Origin of the sequence: Rhodovarius crocodyli, from assembly GCF_004005855.1 — a bacterium.
Classification (GTDB): Bacteria; Pseudomonadota; Alphaproteobacteria; order Acetobacterales; family Acetobacteraceae; genus Rhodovarius; species Rhodovarius crocodyli.
This window is the reverse complement of record NZ_SACL01000002.1, coordinates 570,352-586,083: the sequence shown is the minus strand read 5'-3', so window position 1 is coordinate 586,083 and position 15,732 is coordinate 570,352. Positions and strand designations below refer to the sequence as shown.

Annotated in this window: 13 protein-coding genes; 8 read left to right on the top strand and 5 right to left on the bottom strand. The window is 70.0% G+C overall.

The window, feature by feature from the left end:
- Nucleotides 1–3: 3 nt before the first annotated feature.
- The 5 genes from EOD42_RS08770 to gatC form a co-directional block, all read right to left on the bottom strand.
- Nucleotides 4–1,617, bottom strand: coding sequence for a methyl-accepting chemotaxis protein (locus tag EOD42_RS08770; protein ID WP_127787101.1), 1,614 nt, complete (start codon nucleotides 1,615–1,617; stop codon nucleotides 4–6).
- 96 nt (nucleotides 1,618–1,713) lie between these two features.
- Nucleotides 1,714–2,109 carry a VOC family protein gene (locus tag EOD42_RS08765; protein WP_127787100.1) on the bottom strand — a complete coding sequence of 132 codons (396 nt, stop codon included), beginning with the start codon at nucleotides 2,107–2,109 and terminating at the stop codon, nucleotides 1,714–1,716.
- Entirely contained in the window at nucleotides 2,109–3,557 is a 1,449-nt protein-coding gene (gatB, locus tag EOD42_RS08760; RefSeq protein WP_127787099.1) for an Asp-tRNA(Asn)/Glu-tRNA(Gln) amidotransferase subunit GatB, read from the bottom strand. The genes EOD42_RS08765 and gatB overlap by 1 nt, the downstream gene beginning before the upstream one ends.
- Nucleotides 3,554–5,032, bottom strand: a complete 1,479-nt coding sequence (gatA, locus tag EOD42_RS08755; protein ID WP_127787098.1) for an Asp-tRNA(Asn)/Glu-tRNA(Gln) amidotransferase subunit GatA — start codon at nucleotides 5,030–5,032, stop codon at nucleotides 3,554–3,556. Before gatA ends, gatB begins: the two co-directional genes overlap by 4 nt.
- Nucleotides 5,029–5,316 (bottom strand): Asp-tRNA(Asn)/Glu-tRNA(Gln) amidotransferase subunit GatC, encoded by a 288-nt coding sequence (gatC, locus tag EOD42_RS08750; RefSeq protein ID WP_127787097.1) that lies wholly within the window; start codon nucleotides 5,314–5,316, stop codon nucleotides 5,029–5,031. The genes gatA and gatC overlap by 4 nt, the downstream gene beginning before the upstream one ends.
- A 34-nt stretch (nucleotides 5,317–5,350) precedes the next feature.
- Between gatC and ruvX the strand changes: the two genes are divergently transcribed.
- The 8 genes from ruvX (at nucleotide 5,351) to rnr (ending at nucleotide 15,664) form a co-directional block, all read left to right on the top strand.
- Nucleotides 5,351–5,827 carry a Holliday junction resolvase RuvX gene (gene ruvX, locus EOD42_RS08745; protein WP_127787096.1) on the top strand — a complete coding sequence of 159 codons (477 nt, stop codon included), beginning with the start codon at nucleotides 5,351–5,353 and terminating at the stop codon, nucleotides 5,825–5,827.
- Between the two features lie 372 nt (nucleotides 5,828–6,199).
- Nucleotides 6,200–7,150, top strand: coding sequence for an aspartate carbamoyltransferase catalytic subunit (locus EOD42_RS08740; RefSeq protein WP_240655078.1), 951 nt, complete (start codon nucleotides 6,200–6,202; stop codon nucleotides 7,148–7,150).
- Nucleotides 7,147–7,590, top strand: coding sequence for a GNAT family N-acetyltransferase (locus tag EOD42_RS08735; protein ID WP_127787095.1), 444 nt, complete (start codon nucleotides 7,147–7,149; stop codon nucleotides 7,588–7,590). The genes EOD42_RS08740 and EOD42_RS08735 overlap by 4 nt, the downstream gene beginning before the upstream one ends.
- On the top strand, nucleotides 7,587–8,858 hold the full coding sequence (pyrC, locus tag EOD42_RS08730) for a dihydroorotase (protein ID WP_127787094.1): 1,272 nt from the start codon (nucleotides 7,587–7,589) through the stop codon (nucleotides 8,856–8,858). Before EOD42_RS08735 ends, pyrC begins: the two co-directional genes overlap by 4 nt.
- Nucleotides 8,855–9,439, top strand: a complete 585-nt coding sequence (plsY, locus tag EOD42_RS08725; protein WP_127787093.1) for a glycerol-3-phosphate 1-O-acyltransferase PlsY — start codon at nucleotides 8,855–8,857, stop codon at nucleotides 9,437–9,439. Before pyrC ends, plsY begins: the two co-directional genes overlap by 4 nt.
- The gene (gene dprA / locus EOD42_RS08720) at nucleotides 9,436–10,527 is read left to right on the top strand and encodes a DNA-processing protein DprA (RefSeq protein WP_127787092.1); all 1,092 of its coding nucleotides are present in this window, start codon (nucleotides 9,436–9,438) and stop codon (nucleotides 10,525–10,527) included. Before plsY ends, dprA begins: the two co-directional genes overlap by 4 nt.
- Before the next feature lie 35 nt (nucleotides 10,528–10,562).
- On the top strand, nucleotides 10,563–13,244 hold the full coding sequence (gene topA / locus EOD42_RS08715) for a type I DNA topoisomerase (protein ID WP_127787091.1): 2,682 nt from the start codon (nucleotides 10,563–10,565) through the stop codon (nucleotides 13,242–13,244).
- Entirely contained in the window at nucleotides 13,241–15,664 is a 2,424-nt protein-coding gene (gene rnr, locus EOD42_RS08710) for a ribonuclease R (RefSeq protein ID WP_240655075.1), read from the top strand. The genes topA and rnr overlap by 4 nt, the downstream gene beginning before the upstream one ends.
- Nucleotides 15,665–15,732 lie beyond the last annotated feature (68 nt).

Here is a 15,732-nt window from a genome sequence, read left to right as displayed (position 1 = left end):
GGGTCAGGCTGCCCTGGCCTGGTGCAGCAGGCGCTGTATCAGGCCCAGCTGCGCGTCGTCAGGCGTCAGGCGCACCACCAGCCGGCCGTCGCGCACCGTGACAACCCGGCAGGGGAATGAGCTGCCGGCGAAGGCCAGCACACCCGCGGTGTCACGCGGGGCCGCAGGCGCCCCGGCGATCAGCGCGCCGCTGACGGAGAGATTGACCACCTGCACCCGCCGGCTGTCGCCGCCGATGCGCAGTTCGGCCGGCAGCTCGCAATCGACGCGTTCGTTCTGCCGGCGATCGACCTCCCGGGTCGAGGTGCGGACCACCCGCACCACGGTCTGGCGCAGGTCCCGCACGGCGCCATCCAGGGCCGCGGCGGTCTGCCGCACGGAACCCGACTGGCGGTCGGTCTCGCCGGCGGCGGCGCGCACGTCCTCGGTCAGCTCGCTCATGCGCGTGGCGGCACCGGCCGTGTCCAGCACGCTGCGCCCGATGGCGGCGGTGGCCTCTCCCTGTTCCGCCACGGCGGCGGCCACGGCGGCGATGGTGGCGTCGATCTCGCTGATCAGCCCGACCACCTGGCCCACCTCCTCGGCGGCATTGGTGGTGGCCTGGCGCACGGCCTCGATCTGGCGCGCGATGGCGGCGGTGGATTGCGCGGTCTGGGTCGCAAGCTGCTTCACCTCGCTGGCGACCACCGCGAAGCCCTTGCCGGCATCGCCCGCGCGGGCGGCCTCGATGGTGGCGTTCAGCGCCAGCAGGTTGGTGCGGGCGGCGATGTCGCCGATCAGGTCCGCGACCTTGCCGATCTCCTCGGCCTGCTGGGACATGGCCTGGATGCCCTGGCGCGCGCCCTGGCCGGCGGAGACGGCCCGCCGCGCCGCATCGGTCGATGCGCCCACCTGGCGGACGATGCTGTCGATGGAATGGGTCAGTGCCTCCGCTGCATCGGCGACCTGGTCGGCGGTCTCCCGCGTCTGCCGGGCGGCCAGGGCGGCCTGGTCGGCATCATGGCCGGTGCGGCCGGCCGTGGCGGACAGGCCCTGCGCGGTTTCCGCCATCTGCCCGGTCAGGGCGCCCACCTGGGCCACCGCATCGCCGGCTTCGCGCTCGATGGCCTCGGCCATGCTGGTCAGCGCGGCGCGGCGGCTGGTCTGCTCGGCGGCGGCATAGGTTTCCAGCAGCAGTTCCAGATCGAACCAGGCACCCTTGTTCAGCGCGGCCCGGATGGGCGCGCCGCCGGGCCGGCGGCCGAACCAGCCGCGCGGCGCTTCCTCGGCCAGCCCCATATCCGCCAGGATGCCGTTCATCACGCTGGCGTGGCAGATCGCCACCGCATAGGCCGGCACGCCATGGGCATAGAACAGGGAGGCCAGCGTATGGGCCGATTCCTGAAACCCCGCCCCCACATCCCCCGACACCACCCGGCACCAGTGCGACACGCGGGCGCTGTGCACCTCAGGCAAGGCCAGGGCACGCTGGATCTCGGGCCAGGGCGCGAAGCTGGGGTGCAGTTCCTGCAGCAGAGCGGGCAGCCTGTCCCGCGCATAGCCGGCCAGGCTCCGCAACGTCGCGAGGTCGTCCTGGGTAATGTTGAACACGGCAAGGCGATTGTCTTGGCTGTTCATTCGGGGCGTTCCCTGTGACTGAACGCCCCGATTACCGGCGGAATCCGAATAATCGCTGAACAACGCGTCGAATTGGCCGGAAGGTAGCGCCGAGCCCTACAGAAACCGTCCGTGCCTCTGCAGCACCTCGATCTTGTAGCCGTCCGGGTCGCTCACGAAGAAGAACTTCGCGAACAGCGCCCCGTCGCGCTCGAAGCTCACCAGCTTGCCGGGGTTCAGCCCGGCGGCGGCAAAGCGCGCATGCTCGGCGTCAACGTCATCCACCGACACCGCGAGATGCCCGTAGCCGTCGCCCAGCGCATACGGCTCGGTGCGGCCCTTGTTGATGGTCAACTCCAGCTCGAACGCCGTCTCGGGGTTCGAGAGATAGACCAGGGTGAAGCTGTCGAATTCCAGCCGCTGCGCGACCGAGAGGCCGAAGGCCTCCCGGTAGAAGGAGACCGAGCGGGCCTCCTCCAGCACACGGATCATGGAATGGATCAGCTTGCCCATCAGGCCAGCATCTTCTTCAGCAGCTCGTTCACCATGGCCGGGTTGGCCTTGCCGCCCGAGGCCTTCATGGTCTGACCCACGAAGAAGCCGAACAGCTTGTCCTTGCCGGAGCGGTATTCCGCCACCTTGCCCTCATTGGCGGCCATCACCTCGGCGATCACCTTCTCGATCGCGCCGGTGTCGGTCACCTGCTTCAGGCCGCGTTCCTCGACCAGCACCAGCGGGGACTTGCCGGTCTCGATCATGATCTCGAACACGTCCTTGGCCAGCTTGCCGCTGATCGTGTTGTCCGAGAGCAGGTCGAGCAGCTCGCCCAGATGCTCCGCCGTCACCGGCGGGTCGCTGATGTCGCGTTTCAGCCGGTTGAGGGCTGCGAAGAAGTCGCCCGTCACCCAGTTGGCGGCCAGCTTGGCGTCGCGGCCCTTCGCGACGGTTTCGAAGAAGACGGCCGTCTCCTTCTCCAGCGTCAGCACATGCACGTCATAGGGCGTGAGGCCGAGCGCCAGGTAGCGCGCGCGGCGCTCGTCCGGCAGTTCCGGCAGGCTCGCCTTCAGCGCGTCCACCCAGGACTGCTCCAGCACCAGCGGGGGCAGGTCGGGGTCGGGGAAGTAGCGGTAGTCATGCGCGTCTTCCTTGCTGCGCATGCTGCGCGTCACGCCACGGTTGGTGTCGAACAGGCGGGTTTCCTGATCGACCGTGCCGCCCGCTTCCCACACCTCGATCTGGCGCAGCGCCTCTGCCTCGACCGCCTGCATGACGAAGCGGATCGAGTTGACGTTCTTCACCTCGCAGCGGGTCCGGAAGCCCTCGCCCGCCTTGCGGACCGAGACGTTCACGTCGGCGCGCATGGAACCTTCGTCCATGTTGCCGTCGCAGGTGCCGAGGTAACGCAGGATCTGCCGCAGCTTGGTCAGATAGGCGCCGGCTTCCTCCGGGGAACGCATGTCGGGTTCCGACACGATTTCCATCAGCGCCACGCCCGACCGGTTCAGGTCGATGAAGGATTTGGACGGGTGCTGGTCATGGATCGACTTGCCGGCATCCTGTTCCAGATGCAGGCGGGTGATGCCGATCATCTTGGTGGAACCATCCGCGAGGCTCACCTCGATCTCGCCCTTGCCCACGATGGGGTGGGCGAACTGGCTGATCTGATAGCCCTGCGGCAGATCGGCATAGAAGTAGTTCTTGCGGTCGAAGCGCGACCACAGGTTGATCTCGGCCTTCAGGCCGAGGCCGGTGCGCACCGCCTGGGCGATGCAGACCTCGTTGATGGTCGGCAGCATGCCGGGGAAGCCGGCATCGATGAAGCTGACCTGGCTGTTCGGCTCGGCGCCGAAGGCGGTCGCCGCACCGGAGAACAGCTTGGAATTGCTGATGACCTGGGCGTGCACTTCCAGGCCGACCACGATTTCCCAGGGGCCGGTCTTGCCCTCCAGCGTATAGCTCATGCCATCACCTGCGGGGTTGCCTTGAAGCCGGCCGCGCGCTCGACGGCGCCCGAGACGGCAAAGACGGTTTCCTCATCGAAGGGCTTGCCCAGCACCTGCAGCGCCAGGGGCAGCCCGTTGGCATCGAGGCCCGCCGGCACCGCCATGCCCGGAATGCCCGCCAAATTGGCCGTCACCGTGAACACGTCGTTCAGGTACATCGCCACCGGGTCGTCGTGCTTCTCGTCCAGGCCGAAGGCGGCCGAGGGCGTCGCCGGCGTCAGGATCGCGTCGCACTTCTCCCAGGCCAGGTCGAAGTCGCGCTTGATCAGCGCCCGCACCTGCTGCGCCTTCAGGTAATAGGCGTCGTAATAGCCGGCGCTGAGCACATAGGTGCCGATCATGATGCGGCGCCGCACCTCGGCGCCGAAGCCGGCGGCACGGGTCTTCTCATACAGCTCGACCAGATCCGCGCCCTTCTCCCGCGCGCCGAAGCGCACGCCGTCATAGCGGGCGAGGTTGGAGGACGCCTCGGCCGGCGCCACGATGTAATAGGTCGGCAGCGCGTATTTCGTGTGCGGCAGGGAGATGTCGACGATGCTCGCCCCCTCCGCCTTCAGCCAGGCGATGCCCTGCTGCCACAGCGCCTCGATCTCGGCCGGCATGCCGTCCATGCGGAACTCGCGCGGGATGCCGATGCGCAGGCCCTTCACGCCGCGCGCCACGGCCGCCGCGAAATCCGGCACCGCGATGTCGACGCTGGTGGAGTCCTTGGGGTCGAAACCGGCCATGGAGTTCAGCATCAGCGCGCAGTCGGTCACGTCGCGCGCGATCGGCCCGGCCTGGTCCAGGCTGGACGCAAACGCCACCACGCCGAAGCGCGAGCAGCGCCCATAGGTCGGCTTGATGCCCGCCACGCCGCAGAAGGCCGCGGGCTGGCGGATCGACCCACCTGTGTCGGTCGCCGTCGTCCCCAGCGCGAGCCGCGCCGCGATCGCCGCCGCCGAACCACCCGAGGAACCACCCGGCACCAGGCGCTTCGCCGGGTCATTGGCGCGCGACCAGGGGTTCTCCACCGGCCCGAAGGCGCTGGTGGCGTTGCTGCTGCCCATGGCGAACTCGTCCAGGTTCAGCTTGCCCAGGAAGATGCCGCCGTCACGCTTCAGGTTGCCGCTGACCGTGCTCTCATAAGGCGGCGTGAACTCGCCCAGGATGCGGCTGGCCGCGGTCGTCCTCACGCCCTCGGTGCAGAACAGGTCCTTGATGCCGAGGGGAATGCCCTCCAGCGAACCGCCCTGCCCGGCCGCGAGCTTGGCGTCGGAGGCATCGGCCTGCGCCAGCGCCAGCTCCGGCGTCACCGTAATATAGGCGTTGATGCGCGGGTTCAGCGCCGCGATGCCGTCCAGATAGGCCTGGGTCAGCTCACGCGCGGAAATCGAGCGGGCCTTCAGCGCATCCCGCGCCTGGGCCAGCGTAAAGTCAGTGAGCCGGGTCATTCCACCACCTTCGGCACGGAGAAATATTCGCCCTCACGCTCGGGGGCGTTGGCCAGCACGCGCTCGGCCTGGGCACCGTCAGTCACCTCATCAGCGCGCCAGCGCAGGGCCGTGGCCCCGCCGCCCGCCATGGGCTCCACGCCCGAGGTGTCCACCTGCTGCAATTGCTCGATCCATTGCAGGATGCCATTGAACTCGGCAGCGAGACCCGGCAGGGCCTCCTCCTCCACATGAATACGGGCGAGTTTCGCGATGCGGCGGATCGCCGCGGTGTCCACGCTCATGACAGCGGTCTGTCCCTCAGGTAACGGGTGAAGAATGGCGTTGTTCACCATGGCGCAGCTACGCGCAACCCTGCCGAGAGGCGACCGCATCCTGGGCATCGACCCGGGCTCCAAAACCATCGGCCTCGCGCTGACCGACGTGATGCTCATGCTGGCCACCCCCTACGGCGGTCTCAAGCGCGGCAAGCTCTCGGCCAACGCCCTTGAGATCAAGGCCATCGCGAAGAAGGAAGGCGTGGGCGGGCTGCTCGTCGGCCTGCCGCTGAGCATGGACGGCAGCTTCGGGCCCGCCGCCCAGGCCGCCAAGGACTGGGCCACCGCCATGGGCCAGCAGACAGGCCTGCCCGTGGCCCTGTGGGACGAACGCCTCTCCTCCTCCGCCGTCAACCGCATGCTGATCCAGGAAATGGACACGACACGGAAGCGCCGCGCCGAAGTAGTGGACGCCGCCGCGGCCGCCTACACCCTGCAGGCGGCCCTGGACGCCACGGCGGGGACACTGCCCGGGTAGTTGCGCCGGGCGGCCAGGGCGGAACCGGGGGCCTTGCCCCCAGACCCCCGCGCAGGGGCGCTGCCCCTGCACCCCGCCAGGAGCCTGGGGCCCCTGGACCCCCGTGAGGCTTCTGAAAGTTTGGAGAAGGGGCAGCAAAGGCGCTTCGGGTCAAAGGGCGTTCGGAGCCCCTTCTCCAAACTTTCAGCTCCCGGTTTCCAAAGGCCTCCCGGCCTTTGGTGGGTCCAGGGCAAAGCCCTGGTCGGGGGCCGGGGGTGAAGCCCCCGGTTCCGCCCCGGCCCCCAACGCACCCACCGGGCAGCTTCCCGCCTCTGGCCCCGGGGCCGCCTGGGGAGTAAGAGGCGGAAGTTTGCCCAGAGCAGGATTCGCGCCGTGAGCTTCTCTTATCCTATTCTCCCTGAGGGCCATCTGCTTGCGATCGAGGGGTTGGAGCCGCCGCATATCCAGGCGTTGCTGGATCTGGCCGAGAGTTATGCCCTGCTGAACCGCCAGGGTAAGACGCAGCGGGATCTGCTGAAGGGCCGCACCCTCATCAATCTGTTCTTCGAGGACAGCACCCGCACCCGCACCAGCTTCGAGTTGGCGGGCAAGCGGCTGGGGGCGGATGTGATCAACATGTCGGTCGCCCAGTCCAGCGTGAACAAGGGCGAGACGCTGCTCGACACGGCTTCAACGCTGAATGCGATGAACACGGATCTGCTGGTGGTGCGGCATGCGCAGTCCGGCGCGCCGGCGCTGCTGGCGCAGAAGGTCTCGGCCGCGGTGATTAATGCGGGCGACGGCACGCATGAGCACCCGACCCAGGCGCTGCTGGATGCGCTGACGATCCGCCGCCACAAGGGCGACCTGCATGGGCTGGTGGTCGCGATCTGCGGCGACATCACCTATTCCCGCGTGGCGCGCAGCAACATCCACCTGCTGTCGGCCATGGGCGCGGAGGTGCGGCTGATCGCGCCGCCCACGCTGCTGCCCACGGATGTGGATCGCCTGGGCGTCACGGTGTTCCATGACATGCGCAAGGGGCTGGCGGGGGCGGACGTGGTGATGATGCTGCGCCTGCAGAAGGAGCGCATGGCGGGCGGGCTGATCCCCTCGGCGCGCGAGTTCTTCCGCTTCTACGGGCTGGATCACGAGAAGCTGTCCTATGCCAAGCCCGACGCCATCGTGATGCATCCCGGCCCGATGAACCGCGGCATCGAGATCGACAGCGCGGTGGCCGACGACCCCACCCGCAGCGTGATCGGTGAGCAGGTGGAGATGGGTGTGGCGATGCGCATGGCGGTGCTGGACGTGCTGGCCCGCAACCTGCGGCGCAACGCATGATCCGCCCTGCCCTTCCGCATGAGGCAGAGGCCATGCGCAGCCTGGTGCGCGAGGCCTATGCCCGTTGGGTGCCCGTCATCGGACGCGAGCCGTTCCCGATGACCGACGACTACCCCGCGCGCATCGCCGCCGGCCAGGCCTGGCTGCTGGAGACCGGGCACGGCCTCGAAGGCGCGCTGGTGCTGGAGGATGACGACGGCGCGCTGCTGCTGGACAACATCGCGGTGGCCACCGGCAGCCAGGGGCGCGGGCATGGCCTGACCTTGATGGCCTTCGCCGAGGATGAGGCCAGGCGGCGCGGCTACACGCGCATCCGCCTCTACACCAATGAACTGATGACGACGAACATCGCGCTGTATGCGCGGCACGGCTATGTCGAGACCCATCGCGCCGAGGGTGCCGGGTTCCGCCGTGTGTTCATGGAGAAGCCCCTGGCATGACCGACCTGCTGATCACCAATGCCCGGCTGCTGGACCCGGCGACGGGGCTCGATGCCCAGGGCTCGCTGCTGATCCGCGACGGCAGGATCGCCTCGCTCACCGGCGCGCCGGCCGAGGGCGTGCCCACGCTCGATGCCGGGGGCGCCTGCCTGGCGCCCGGCCTTGTGGACATGCGCGCCAGCCTGGGTGAGCCCGGCGCCGAGCACCGCGAGACCATCGCCTCGGCCGCGCGCGCGGCGGCGGCGGGCGGCATCACCACGCTCTGCGCCCTGCCCGATACCAGCCCCGTGCTGGACGATGCCGCCCTGATCCATTTCGTCGCCCGCCAGGGTGAGGCGACCGGCAGCCTGACCATCCACCCCTTCGGCGCCGCCACGCGGGGGCTGCAGGGCAAGGAGATCTCGGAATTCGGCCTGCTGCGTGAGGCAGGGGCCGTGGCCTTCACCGATGCCGGCCGGGCCATCGCCAGCCCGCGCACGATGCGGCTTGCGCTGGGCTACGCGCGCGCCTTCGGCACCTTCATCATCCAGCACCCGGAGGAGCCGACGCTCGCCGCCGGCGGCGTGGCGACGGAGGGCGAGCTCGCCACCCGGCTCGGCCTGCCGGGCATCCCGATGCTGGCCGAATCCATGATGGTGGCGCGCGATATCGCGCTGGCCAGGCTCTCGGGCGGGCATGTGCATTTCTCCCGCGTCTCGACGGGTGCCGCGCTCGACCTCATCCGTGCCGCCAAGGCCGAGGGGCTGCGCGTGACCTGCGACACCGCGCCCCCCTATTTCGACCTGAACGAGACGGCGATCACCGGCTATCGCAGCTATGCCAAGCTCAGCCCGCCGCTGCGCCCGGAAAGCGAGCGCCTGGCGGTGGCGGCGGCGCTGGCCGACGGCACGATCGACGCCGTGGTCAGCGACCACCAGCCGCGCGATGCCGACGACAAGCGCCTGCCCTTCCTGCAGGCCGAGGCCGGCGGCGCGGGGCTGGCCACGCTGCTCTCGGTCACGCTGGCGCGCTATCACGGCGGCGATGTCACGCTGCTGGAGGCGCTGGCCCTGCTGACCTGCAAGCCCGCGAAGCTGCTGGGCATCGAGGCCGGTGCGCTGAAGGAGGGGGCGGCCGCCGACCTGATGCTGTTCGACCTGCGGCGCGGCTGGCAGGTGAAGGACGGCCAGCTGCCCGGCAAGGCGCAGAACACCCCCTTCGACGGCCGCGCGCTGGAAGGCAAGGTGCTGGCCACCTTCAAGGCCGGCCGCAAGGTGTTCGGCGCGTGAGCTACCTGCTGTCCCTGCTGATCGGCGCGGCGCTGGGCTCCATCCCCTTCGGGCTGATCCTGACCCGCGCGGCGGGGCTGGGCGATGTCCGCACCATCGGCAGCGGCAGCATCGGCGCCACCAATGTGCTGCGCACGGGCAACAAGAAGGTGGCGGCCGCCACGCTGGTGCTGGACGTGCTGAAGGGTGTGATCGCCCTGCTGGTCTGCCAGTACCTGTGGGGCCGCGATGCCGGGCTGCTGGCGGGCCTCGCCGCCGTCGTCAGCCATTGCTACCCGGTGTGGCTGGGCTTCAAGGGCGGCAAGGGCGTGGCCACTGCCGCCGGCGTGCTGCTGGCCGCCGCCTGGTGGATGGGGCTGATCGTGGCGGGCGTCTGGCTGGCCACGGCCTTTCTCACGCGCATCTCCTCCGCCTCGGCCCTCGTCGCCTGCGCCGCAGCCCCCATCGTCGCGCTGCTGGCGGGTGACATGAACCTGGCGCTGTTCGCCCTGGTGCTGGCCTTGTTCGTCGCCTGGCGGCACAGCGCCAATATCCGCCGCCTGATCGCGGGCACCGAGCCCCGGATCGGCAAAGGGAAGTGAAGCACGCCGAGGCGCTGGCCCGCCTGCGCCTCGCCCGGGGGGAGGGCATCGGCCCCCAGACCTTCCGCAAGCTGCTCGACCGTTTCGGCGGGGCCGAGGCCGCCCTGGGCGCGCTGTCGCGCCACCCGGACCGCTATCGGCCCGCCGAGGCCGATGAGGCGGCGCGCGAGTGGGACGCGACCGACCGGCTCGGCGGGCGCTTCCTGTTCCTGGGCCAGCCCGGCTACCCCGCCCTGCTGGCCACCATTCCCGACGCGCCGCCCGTGCTGTCCTGCCTTGGCTATGAGGAAGCCTTCGCCCCCAAGGCCGTGGCCATCGTGGGCGCGCGCAACGCCACGCTGGCCGGGCGCCGCATCGCGGAGATCCTGGCCCGCGACCTGGCGCGGGAGGGGCTGTGCGTCGTCTCCGGCCTGGCGCGCGGCATCGACGCCGCGGCGCATGAAGGCGCGATTTCCGGCGCGGGCCCGACCATCGCGGCGGTCGCCGGCGGCCTCGACAAGCCCTACCCGCCCGAGAACGCGCCCCTGCAGGCCCGCATCCTGGAGCGCGGCGGCGCGGTCATCACCGAGGCGCCGCTCGGCACCGCGCCGCTGGCCCGCCACTTCCCCCGCCGCAACCGGCTGGTGGCGGGGCTGTCGCTCGGCATCGTGATCGTGGAGGCCATGGCGAAGTCGGGCACCCTCATCACCGCCCGCCTGGGCCTCGAATACGGGCGGGAGATCTTCGCCATCCCCGGCCACCCGCTGGAGCCCCGCGCGCGGGGCCCGAACGACCTGCTGCGCCAGGGCGCGCGCCTGACCGAAACCGCCGCCGACATCCTGGAACACCTGCCCGAAGCGCCCTCGGACGCACCGCTGTTTTCCGCCCGCCACCTGCCCGACCAGCCGCCGGAGGCGCCGCCCGAGGCCTCGGGCGCCCCGCCGGACACATTGCAAATCATTGAGTTACTAGGCACCGACGCGGTCTCGGTTGACGATCTGGCCCGCCGCTGCCAGCTATCGGTGCCGGAACTGCGTGCCATCCTGCTCGACCTGGAGCTGGAGGGGCGCGTGCAAACACTCTCGGGGAACCGGGTGGCCAGGGCCTGAAAGCCCCAGCTGCCTTCTCCCATCTGGAACGCTTGATGCCTGACGTCCTCGTCGTCGAAAGCCCCGCAAAGGCCAAGACCATCAACAAGTATCTGGGAAGCGGTTTTACCGTTCTCGCCAGCTTCGGCCATGTGCGCGACCTGCCGCCCAAGGACGGCTCCGTGCGGCCGGAGGAAGACTTCGCGATGGACTGGGAGGCCGATGACCGCGGCCGCAAGCAGGTCCAGGCCATCGCCAAGGCCCTGAAGGGCGCGCGCCACCTCTACCTGGCCACTGACCCGGATCGCGAGGGCGAGGCGATTTCCTGGCATGTGAAGGACATGCTGGCGCGCGACGGCGCGCTGAAGGGCGTGGAAGTCAGCCGCGTCACCTTCAACGAGATCACGAAGCGCGCCGTCCAGCACGCCATCGCCAACCCCCGCCAGCTGGATACCCCGCTGATCGAGGCCTATCTGGCCCGCCGCGCGCTGGACTATCTGGTGGGCTTCTCGCTGTCGCCCGTGCTGTGGCGCAAGCTGCCCGGCAGCAAGTCCGCCGGCCGCGTGCAGTCGGTCGCGCTGCGGCTGATCTGCGAGCGCGAGGCCGAGATCGAGGCCTTCAAGGCGCGGGAATACTGGACGGTGGAGGGCCGCTTCGCCACGCCGCTGGGCGCCCCCTTCCTGGCGCGCCTGACCCATCACGAGGGCCGCAAGCTCGATCAGTTCGACCTGAACAACGAGGCGCTGGCCAATGTCGCCAAGCGCGCGGTGGAGGCCGGGCAGTTCTCGGTCGGTTCGGTCGAGAAGAAGCGCGTCCGCCGCAACCCGCCCGCCCCCTTCACCACCTCCACCCTGCAGCAGGAAGCCAGCCGCAAGCTGGGTTTCGGCGCGCAGCTGACCATGCGCACCGCGCAGCAGCTGTATGAAGGTGTCGAGATCGGCGGCGAGACCGTCGGCCTGATCACCTATATGCGAACCGACGGCGTCTCGATGGCGCGAGAGGCCATCATGGCCATCCGCGACCATGTGAAGGGCGAGTTCGGCCCCGACTACCTGCCCGGCGCGCCGCGCGAATACACCTCCAAGGCCAAGAACGCCCAGGAGGCGCACGAGGCCGTCCGCCCCACCGATGTCTCCCGCACGCCGGCCGATGTCGCGCGCTACCTCAGCGATCAGCAGCGCAAGCTGTATGAGCTGATCTGGAAGCGCGCGGTCGCCAGCCAGATGCAGTCCGCCGAGCTGGACCAGACCGTGGCCGAGCTGATCGAGCCCACGGGCCGCACCAGGATGCGCGCCACGGGCTCCGTCATCGCCTTCGACGGCTTCCTGAAGCTGTACCGCGAGGACCGCGACGACGCGCCCGCCGATGACGACGACGAGAACCGCACCCTGCCGCCGATGCGCGAGAAGGATGCGGTGAAGACCGGCGACGTGACCGCCAGCCAGCACTTCACCCAGCCGCCGCCGCGTTTTTCCGAGGCCAGCCTGGTGAAGCGGATGGAGGAGCTCGGCATCGGGCGTCCCTCCACCTACGCCTCCATCCTGCAGGTGCTGCAGGACCGCGAGTATGTGACGCTGGATAAGCGCCGCTTCGTGCCGCAGGACCGTGGGCGGCTCGTGACGGCCTTCCTGGTCGCCTATTTCGAACGCTATGTGGACACGGGCTTCACCGCCGGCCTCGAGGAACAGCTCGACGAGATCTCGGACGGCAAGGCCGATTGGCGGGCGGTGATGCGGGCGTTCTGGGAAGCCTTCTCCTCAGCGATCGACGAGACCAAGGACCTCAAGATCAGCGACGTCATCGACCGTCTCGATGAGGAGCTGGGCCCGCATTTCTTCCCTGTCGCGGATGACGGGAAAGACCCGCGCGCCTGCCCGTCCTGCGGGGCGGGGCGGCTGGGGCTGCGGCTGGGTCGCACGGGCGCCTTCATCGGCTGCTCCAACTATCCCGAATGCCGCTACACGCGGCCCCTGGCCGTGCCCGGCGCCGATGGCGACGCGACCGGCCCGCTGGCCGACGGCATCCGTGAGCTGGGCGAGCATCCCGAGACCGGCGAGAAGGTCACGATGCGGCGCGGCCCCTATGGCATCTATGTCCAGCTCGGCGAGGGCGGGGTGGATGAGAAGGGCAAGCCCACCAAGCCCCGCCGCGCCAGCCTGGCCCGCAACATGGACCCCGAGCAGATGACGCTGGAGCGGGCGTTGGCCCTGCTGTCCATGCCGCGCATCGTGGGCATGCACCCCGACACGGGTGAGGAGATCACGGCCCATCTCGGCCGCTTCGGGCCCTATATCACCATGGGCGCGCTGTCGAAGTCGCTGGACAGGGACGACGACATCCTGTCGCTCGGCCTGAACCGGGCCGTGGCGCTGCTGGCGGATGCCAAGCCGCGCGGCATCACGCTGGGCGACCACCCGGCCGATGGCGAGAAGGTGGAGGTGCGGCGCGGCCGCTTCGGCCCCTTCATCATGCACAACAAGCGCGTGGCCAACATGCCCCGCGGCATGGAGATGGAAGCCATCACCCTGGCCGAGGCGGTGACGCTGCTGGCCGAGAAGGGCAAGGACCTGCCGCCCATGAAGGGCGCCAAGGGCAAGAAGGCGGCACCGGCGAAGAAGGCGGCCGCCCCCAAGGCGGAAGCCGCGCCCAAGAAGGCCCCTGCCAAGAAGGCCGCGGCCACCAAGGCCCCGGCGGCGAAGAAGGCCGCCGCCAAGAAGCCGGCGGCGAAAAAGGCGTGACGCGCAAGGGCCCACCGATCAAGGGAAAGAAGGCGGCACGCGCCGCCCTGGCCCGCGCCAGCAAGCCCGTCAGCGGCGAGAAGCGCCCCCCTAAGGCGGTGGAGCACTCCAAGCGCGCCTTCAAGGGCGGCAAGCCCAAGGCCGCCGCACCCGCCGAGCGCCCGCGCGAGCAGCAGCGCGAGATCGCGCCGCGCCGCCTGCGGGTGGCCCCGCCGGAGGGCGCACCGCCCATGGCCCAGGTGCCGTCGGCCGCCGAGCTCAGGAAGTTCCTGGCCAATGCGCCGGGCAAGATGCGCACGACCGAGATCTCGCGCGCCTTCAACCTGCGCCCGGACCAGCGCGGCGAACTGCGCGACGTCATCCGCTCGCTGAAGGCCGAGGGAACGGTCGCGCCCGCCGGGCGGCGCAGCGTCGAGGCACCGCTGCACAAGCGCCAGACCCTGCCCGACATGTGCATGGTCGAGGTATTCGGCACCGACACCGAGGGCGACCCGCTGGCCCGCCCCGTGGGCTGGCAGGGCGAGGGCCAGGCGCCGCTGGTCTATATGCGCCCCGAACAGCGCGGCCAGCCCGCCCTGGCCCCGGGCGACCGGGTGCTGGCCCGCATCCGGCCCATCGGGGGCGGCAAGTATGAGGGCCGCACCTTCAAGCGCATCGAGGCGCGCGACAACGCGAAGATCCTCGGCGTGGTCGAGGGCGGGCTGCTGATCCCGACCGACCGGCGCAACAAATCCACCTGGTCCATCGCCCAGGGGGCGGCCGCCGAGGGCGAGATCATCCTGGCCGAGCCCATCGCCTCCCCCGGCCGGCATTTCGGCCCGCGCCCGGTGCGGGTGGTCGAGGTGCTGGGCCAGCTGGGCCAGGCCAAGTCGGTCTCGCTGATCTGCATCCACGCCCACGGCATCCCGGTGGATTTCGACCCCGAGGCCGTGGCCCAGGCCGAGAAGGCGCGCGGCGTGCGGATCAGCAAGTCGCGCGAGGATCTGCGCCCCATCCCGCTGATCACCATCGACGGCGAGGACGCGCGCGACTTCGACGACGCGGTCTATGCCGAGCCGCTGGAAGACGGCTGGAAGGTGATGGTCGCGATCGCGGACGTGGCCCATTACGTGACGCCCGGCTCCGCGCTGGACCGGGATGCCCGCCGGCGCGGCAACAGCGTGTATTTCCCCGACCGCGTGGTGCCCATGCTGCCCGAGCAGCTGTCCAACGGCTGGTGCAGCCTGCGCCCGAACGAGGATCGCGGCTGCCTGTTCGTGGAGATGGAGTTCGACAAGTCCGGCACCAAGCGCCGTCACCGCTTCGGGCGCGGCCTGATGCGCAGCGCGGCCCGCCTGACCTATGAGCAGGCGCAGGAAGCCCAGGATGCCGGCACCGACCCGGCCGGGCTCGCCCCGGGCCATATCGCCAGGCTCTACGGCGCCTTCCAGGCGCTGCTGGCCGACCGGCTGCGGCGCGGCACGCTCGACCTGGACATCCCCGAGCGCAAGGTCGTGCTGAACGACAAGGGCGAGGTCTCCTCCGTGCGTCCGCGCGCGCGGCTCGACTCGCACCGGCTGATCGAGGAATTCATGGTCGCCGCCAATGTCTGCGCGGCGGAGGAGCTGGAGCGCCTGTCCCAGCCCTGCATGTACCGCGTGCACGACCGCCCCTCGGACCAGAAGCTGGAGGGGCTGCGGCAGTTCCTGGCCCAGTTCGACATCAGCCTGCCCCAGGGCGACCGGCTGCTGCCCAAGAACCTAGCCCATGCCCTGACCAAGGTGAAGGGCGAGCCGCATGAGCGCCTGACCCATGAGGTGATGCTGCGCAGCCAGAGCCAGGCGGCCTATGAGCCCGACAATATCGGCCATTTCGGCCTGGCCCTGGCCCGCTACGCCCACTTCACCAGCCCGATCCGCCGCTATGCCGACCTGCTGGTGCATCGCGCGCTGATCCGTGGCCTCAAGCTCGGCAAGGACGGCATCACGGAGGCCGAGGCCACCACCATGCCCGACACCGGGGAGCACATCACCCTGACCGAGCGCCGGGCCGCCCTGGCCGAGCGCGACGCGGTGGACCGCTACCTGGCGGCCTTCATGGCCGGACGGCAGGGAGAGGTCTTCCCCGCCCGCATCTCGGGCGTCACGCGCTTCGGCATGTTCGTGACGGTGGAGGAGACGGGCGCCTCGGGCCTCGTCCCCTTCTCCGCCCTGCCGGATGACCGGTGGGAGGAAGACGGCACCGGCATGGCCCTGGTGGGCAAGCGCACGGGGATGCGATTCTCCCTGGGTGACGAGGTGGAAGTGGCCCTGCGGGAGGCCAATGCCCTGACCGGCAGCCTGCAGTTCCAGCTGCGCCCTTCGGGCGGACACCGCGGCAAACCGGGGGCCAGAGCAGGCAAACCCTTCAAAACCGGCAGGCGACGGCCAGGAAAGGCTTGACCCCGGGGCGCGGCTGTATCATTGAGGCCGCCACGTTCCGTGGGTCCCTCCCGCGGCAAATTCATTTG

Bases quoted from the DNA above. Each gene is read 5' to 3' on its own strand.
- EOD42_RS08770 (WP_127787101.1), bottom strand. From the start codon at position 1,617: ATGAACAGCCAAGACAATCGCCTTGCCGTGTTCAACATTACCCAGGAC.
- EOD42_RS08765 (WP_127787100.1), bottom strand. From the start codon at position 2,109: ATGGGCAAGCTGATCCATTCCATGATCCGTGTGCTGGAGGAGGCCCGC.
- gatB (WP_127787099.1), bottom strand. From the start codon at position 3,557: ATGAGCTATACGCTGGAGGGCAAGACCGGCCCCTGGGAAATCGTGGTC.
- gatA (WP_127787098.1), bottom strand. From the start codon at position 5,032: ATGACCCGGCTCACTGACTTTACGCTGGCCCAGGCGCGGGATGCGCTG.
- gatC (WP_127787097.1), bottom strand. From the start codon at position 5,316: ATGAGCGTGGACACCGCGGCGATCCGCCGCATCGCGAAACTCGCCCGT.
- ruvX (WP_127787096.1), top strand. From the start codon at position 5,351: ATGGCGTTGTTCACCATGGCGCAGCTACGCGCAACCCTGCCGAGAGGC.
- EOD42_RS08735 (WP_127787095.1), top strand. From the start codon at position 7,147: ATGATCCGCCCTGCCCTTCCGCATGAGGCAGAGGCCATGCGCAGCCTG.
- pyrC (WP_127787094.1), top strand. From the start codon at position 7,587: ATGACCGACCTGCTGATCACCAATGCCCGGCTGCTGGACCCGGCGACG.
- topA (WP_127787091.1), top strand. From the start codon at position 10,563: ATGCCTGACGTCCTCGTCGTCGAAAGCCCCGCAAAGGCCAAGACCATC.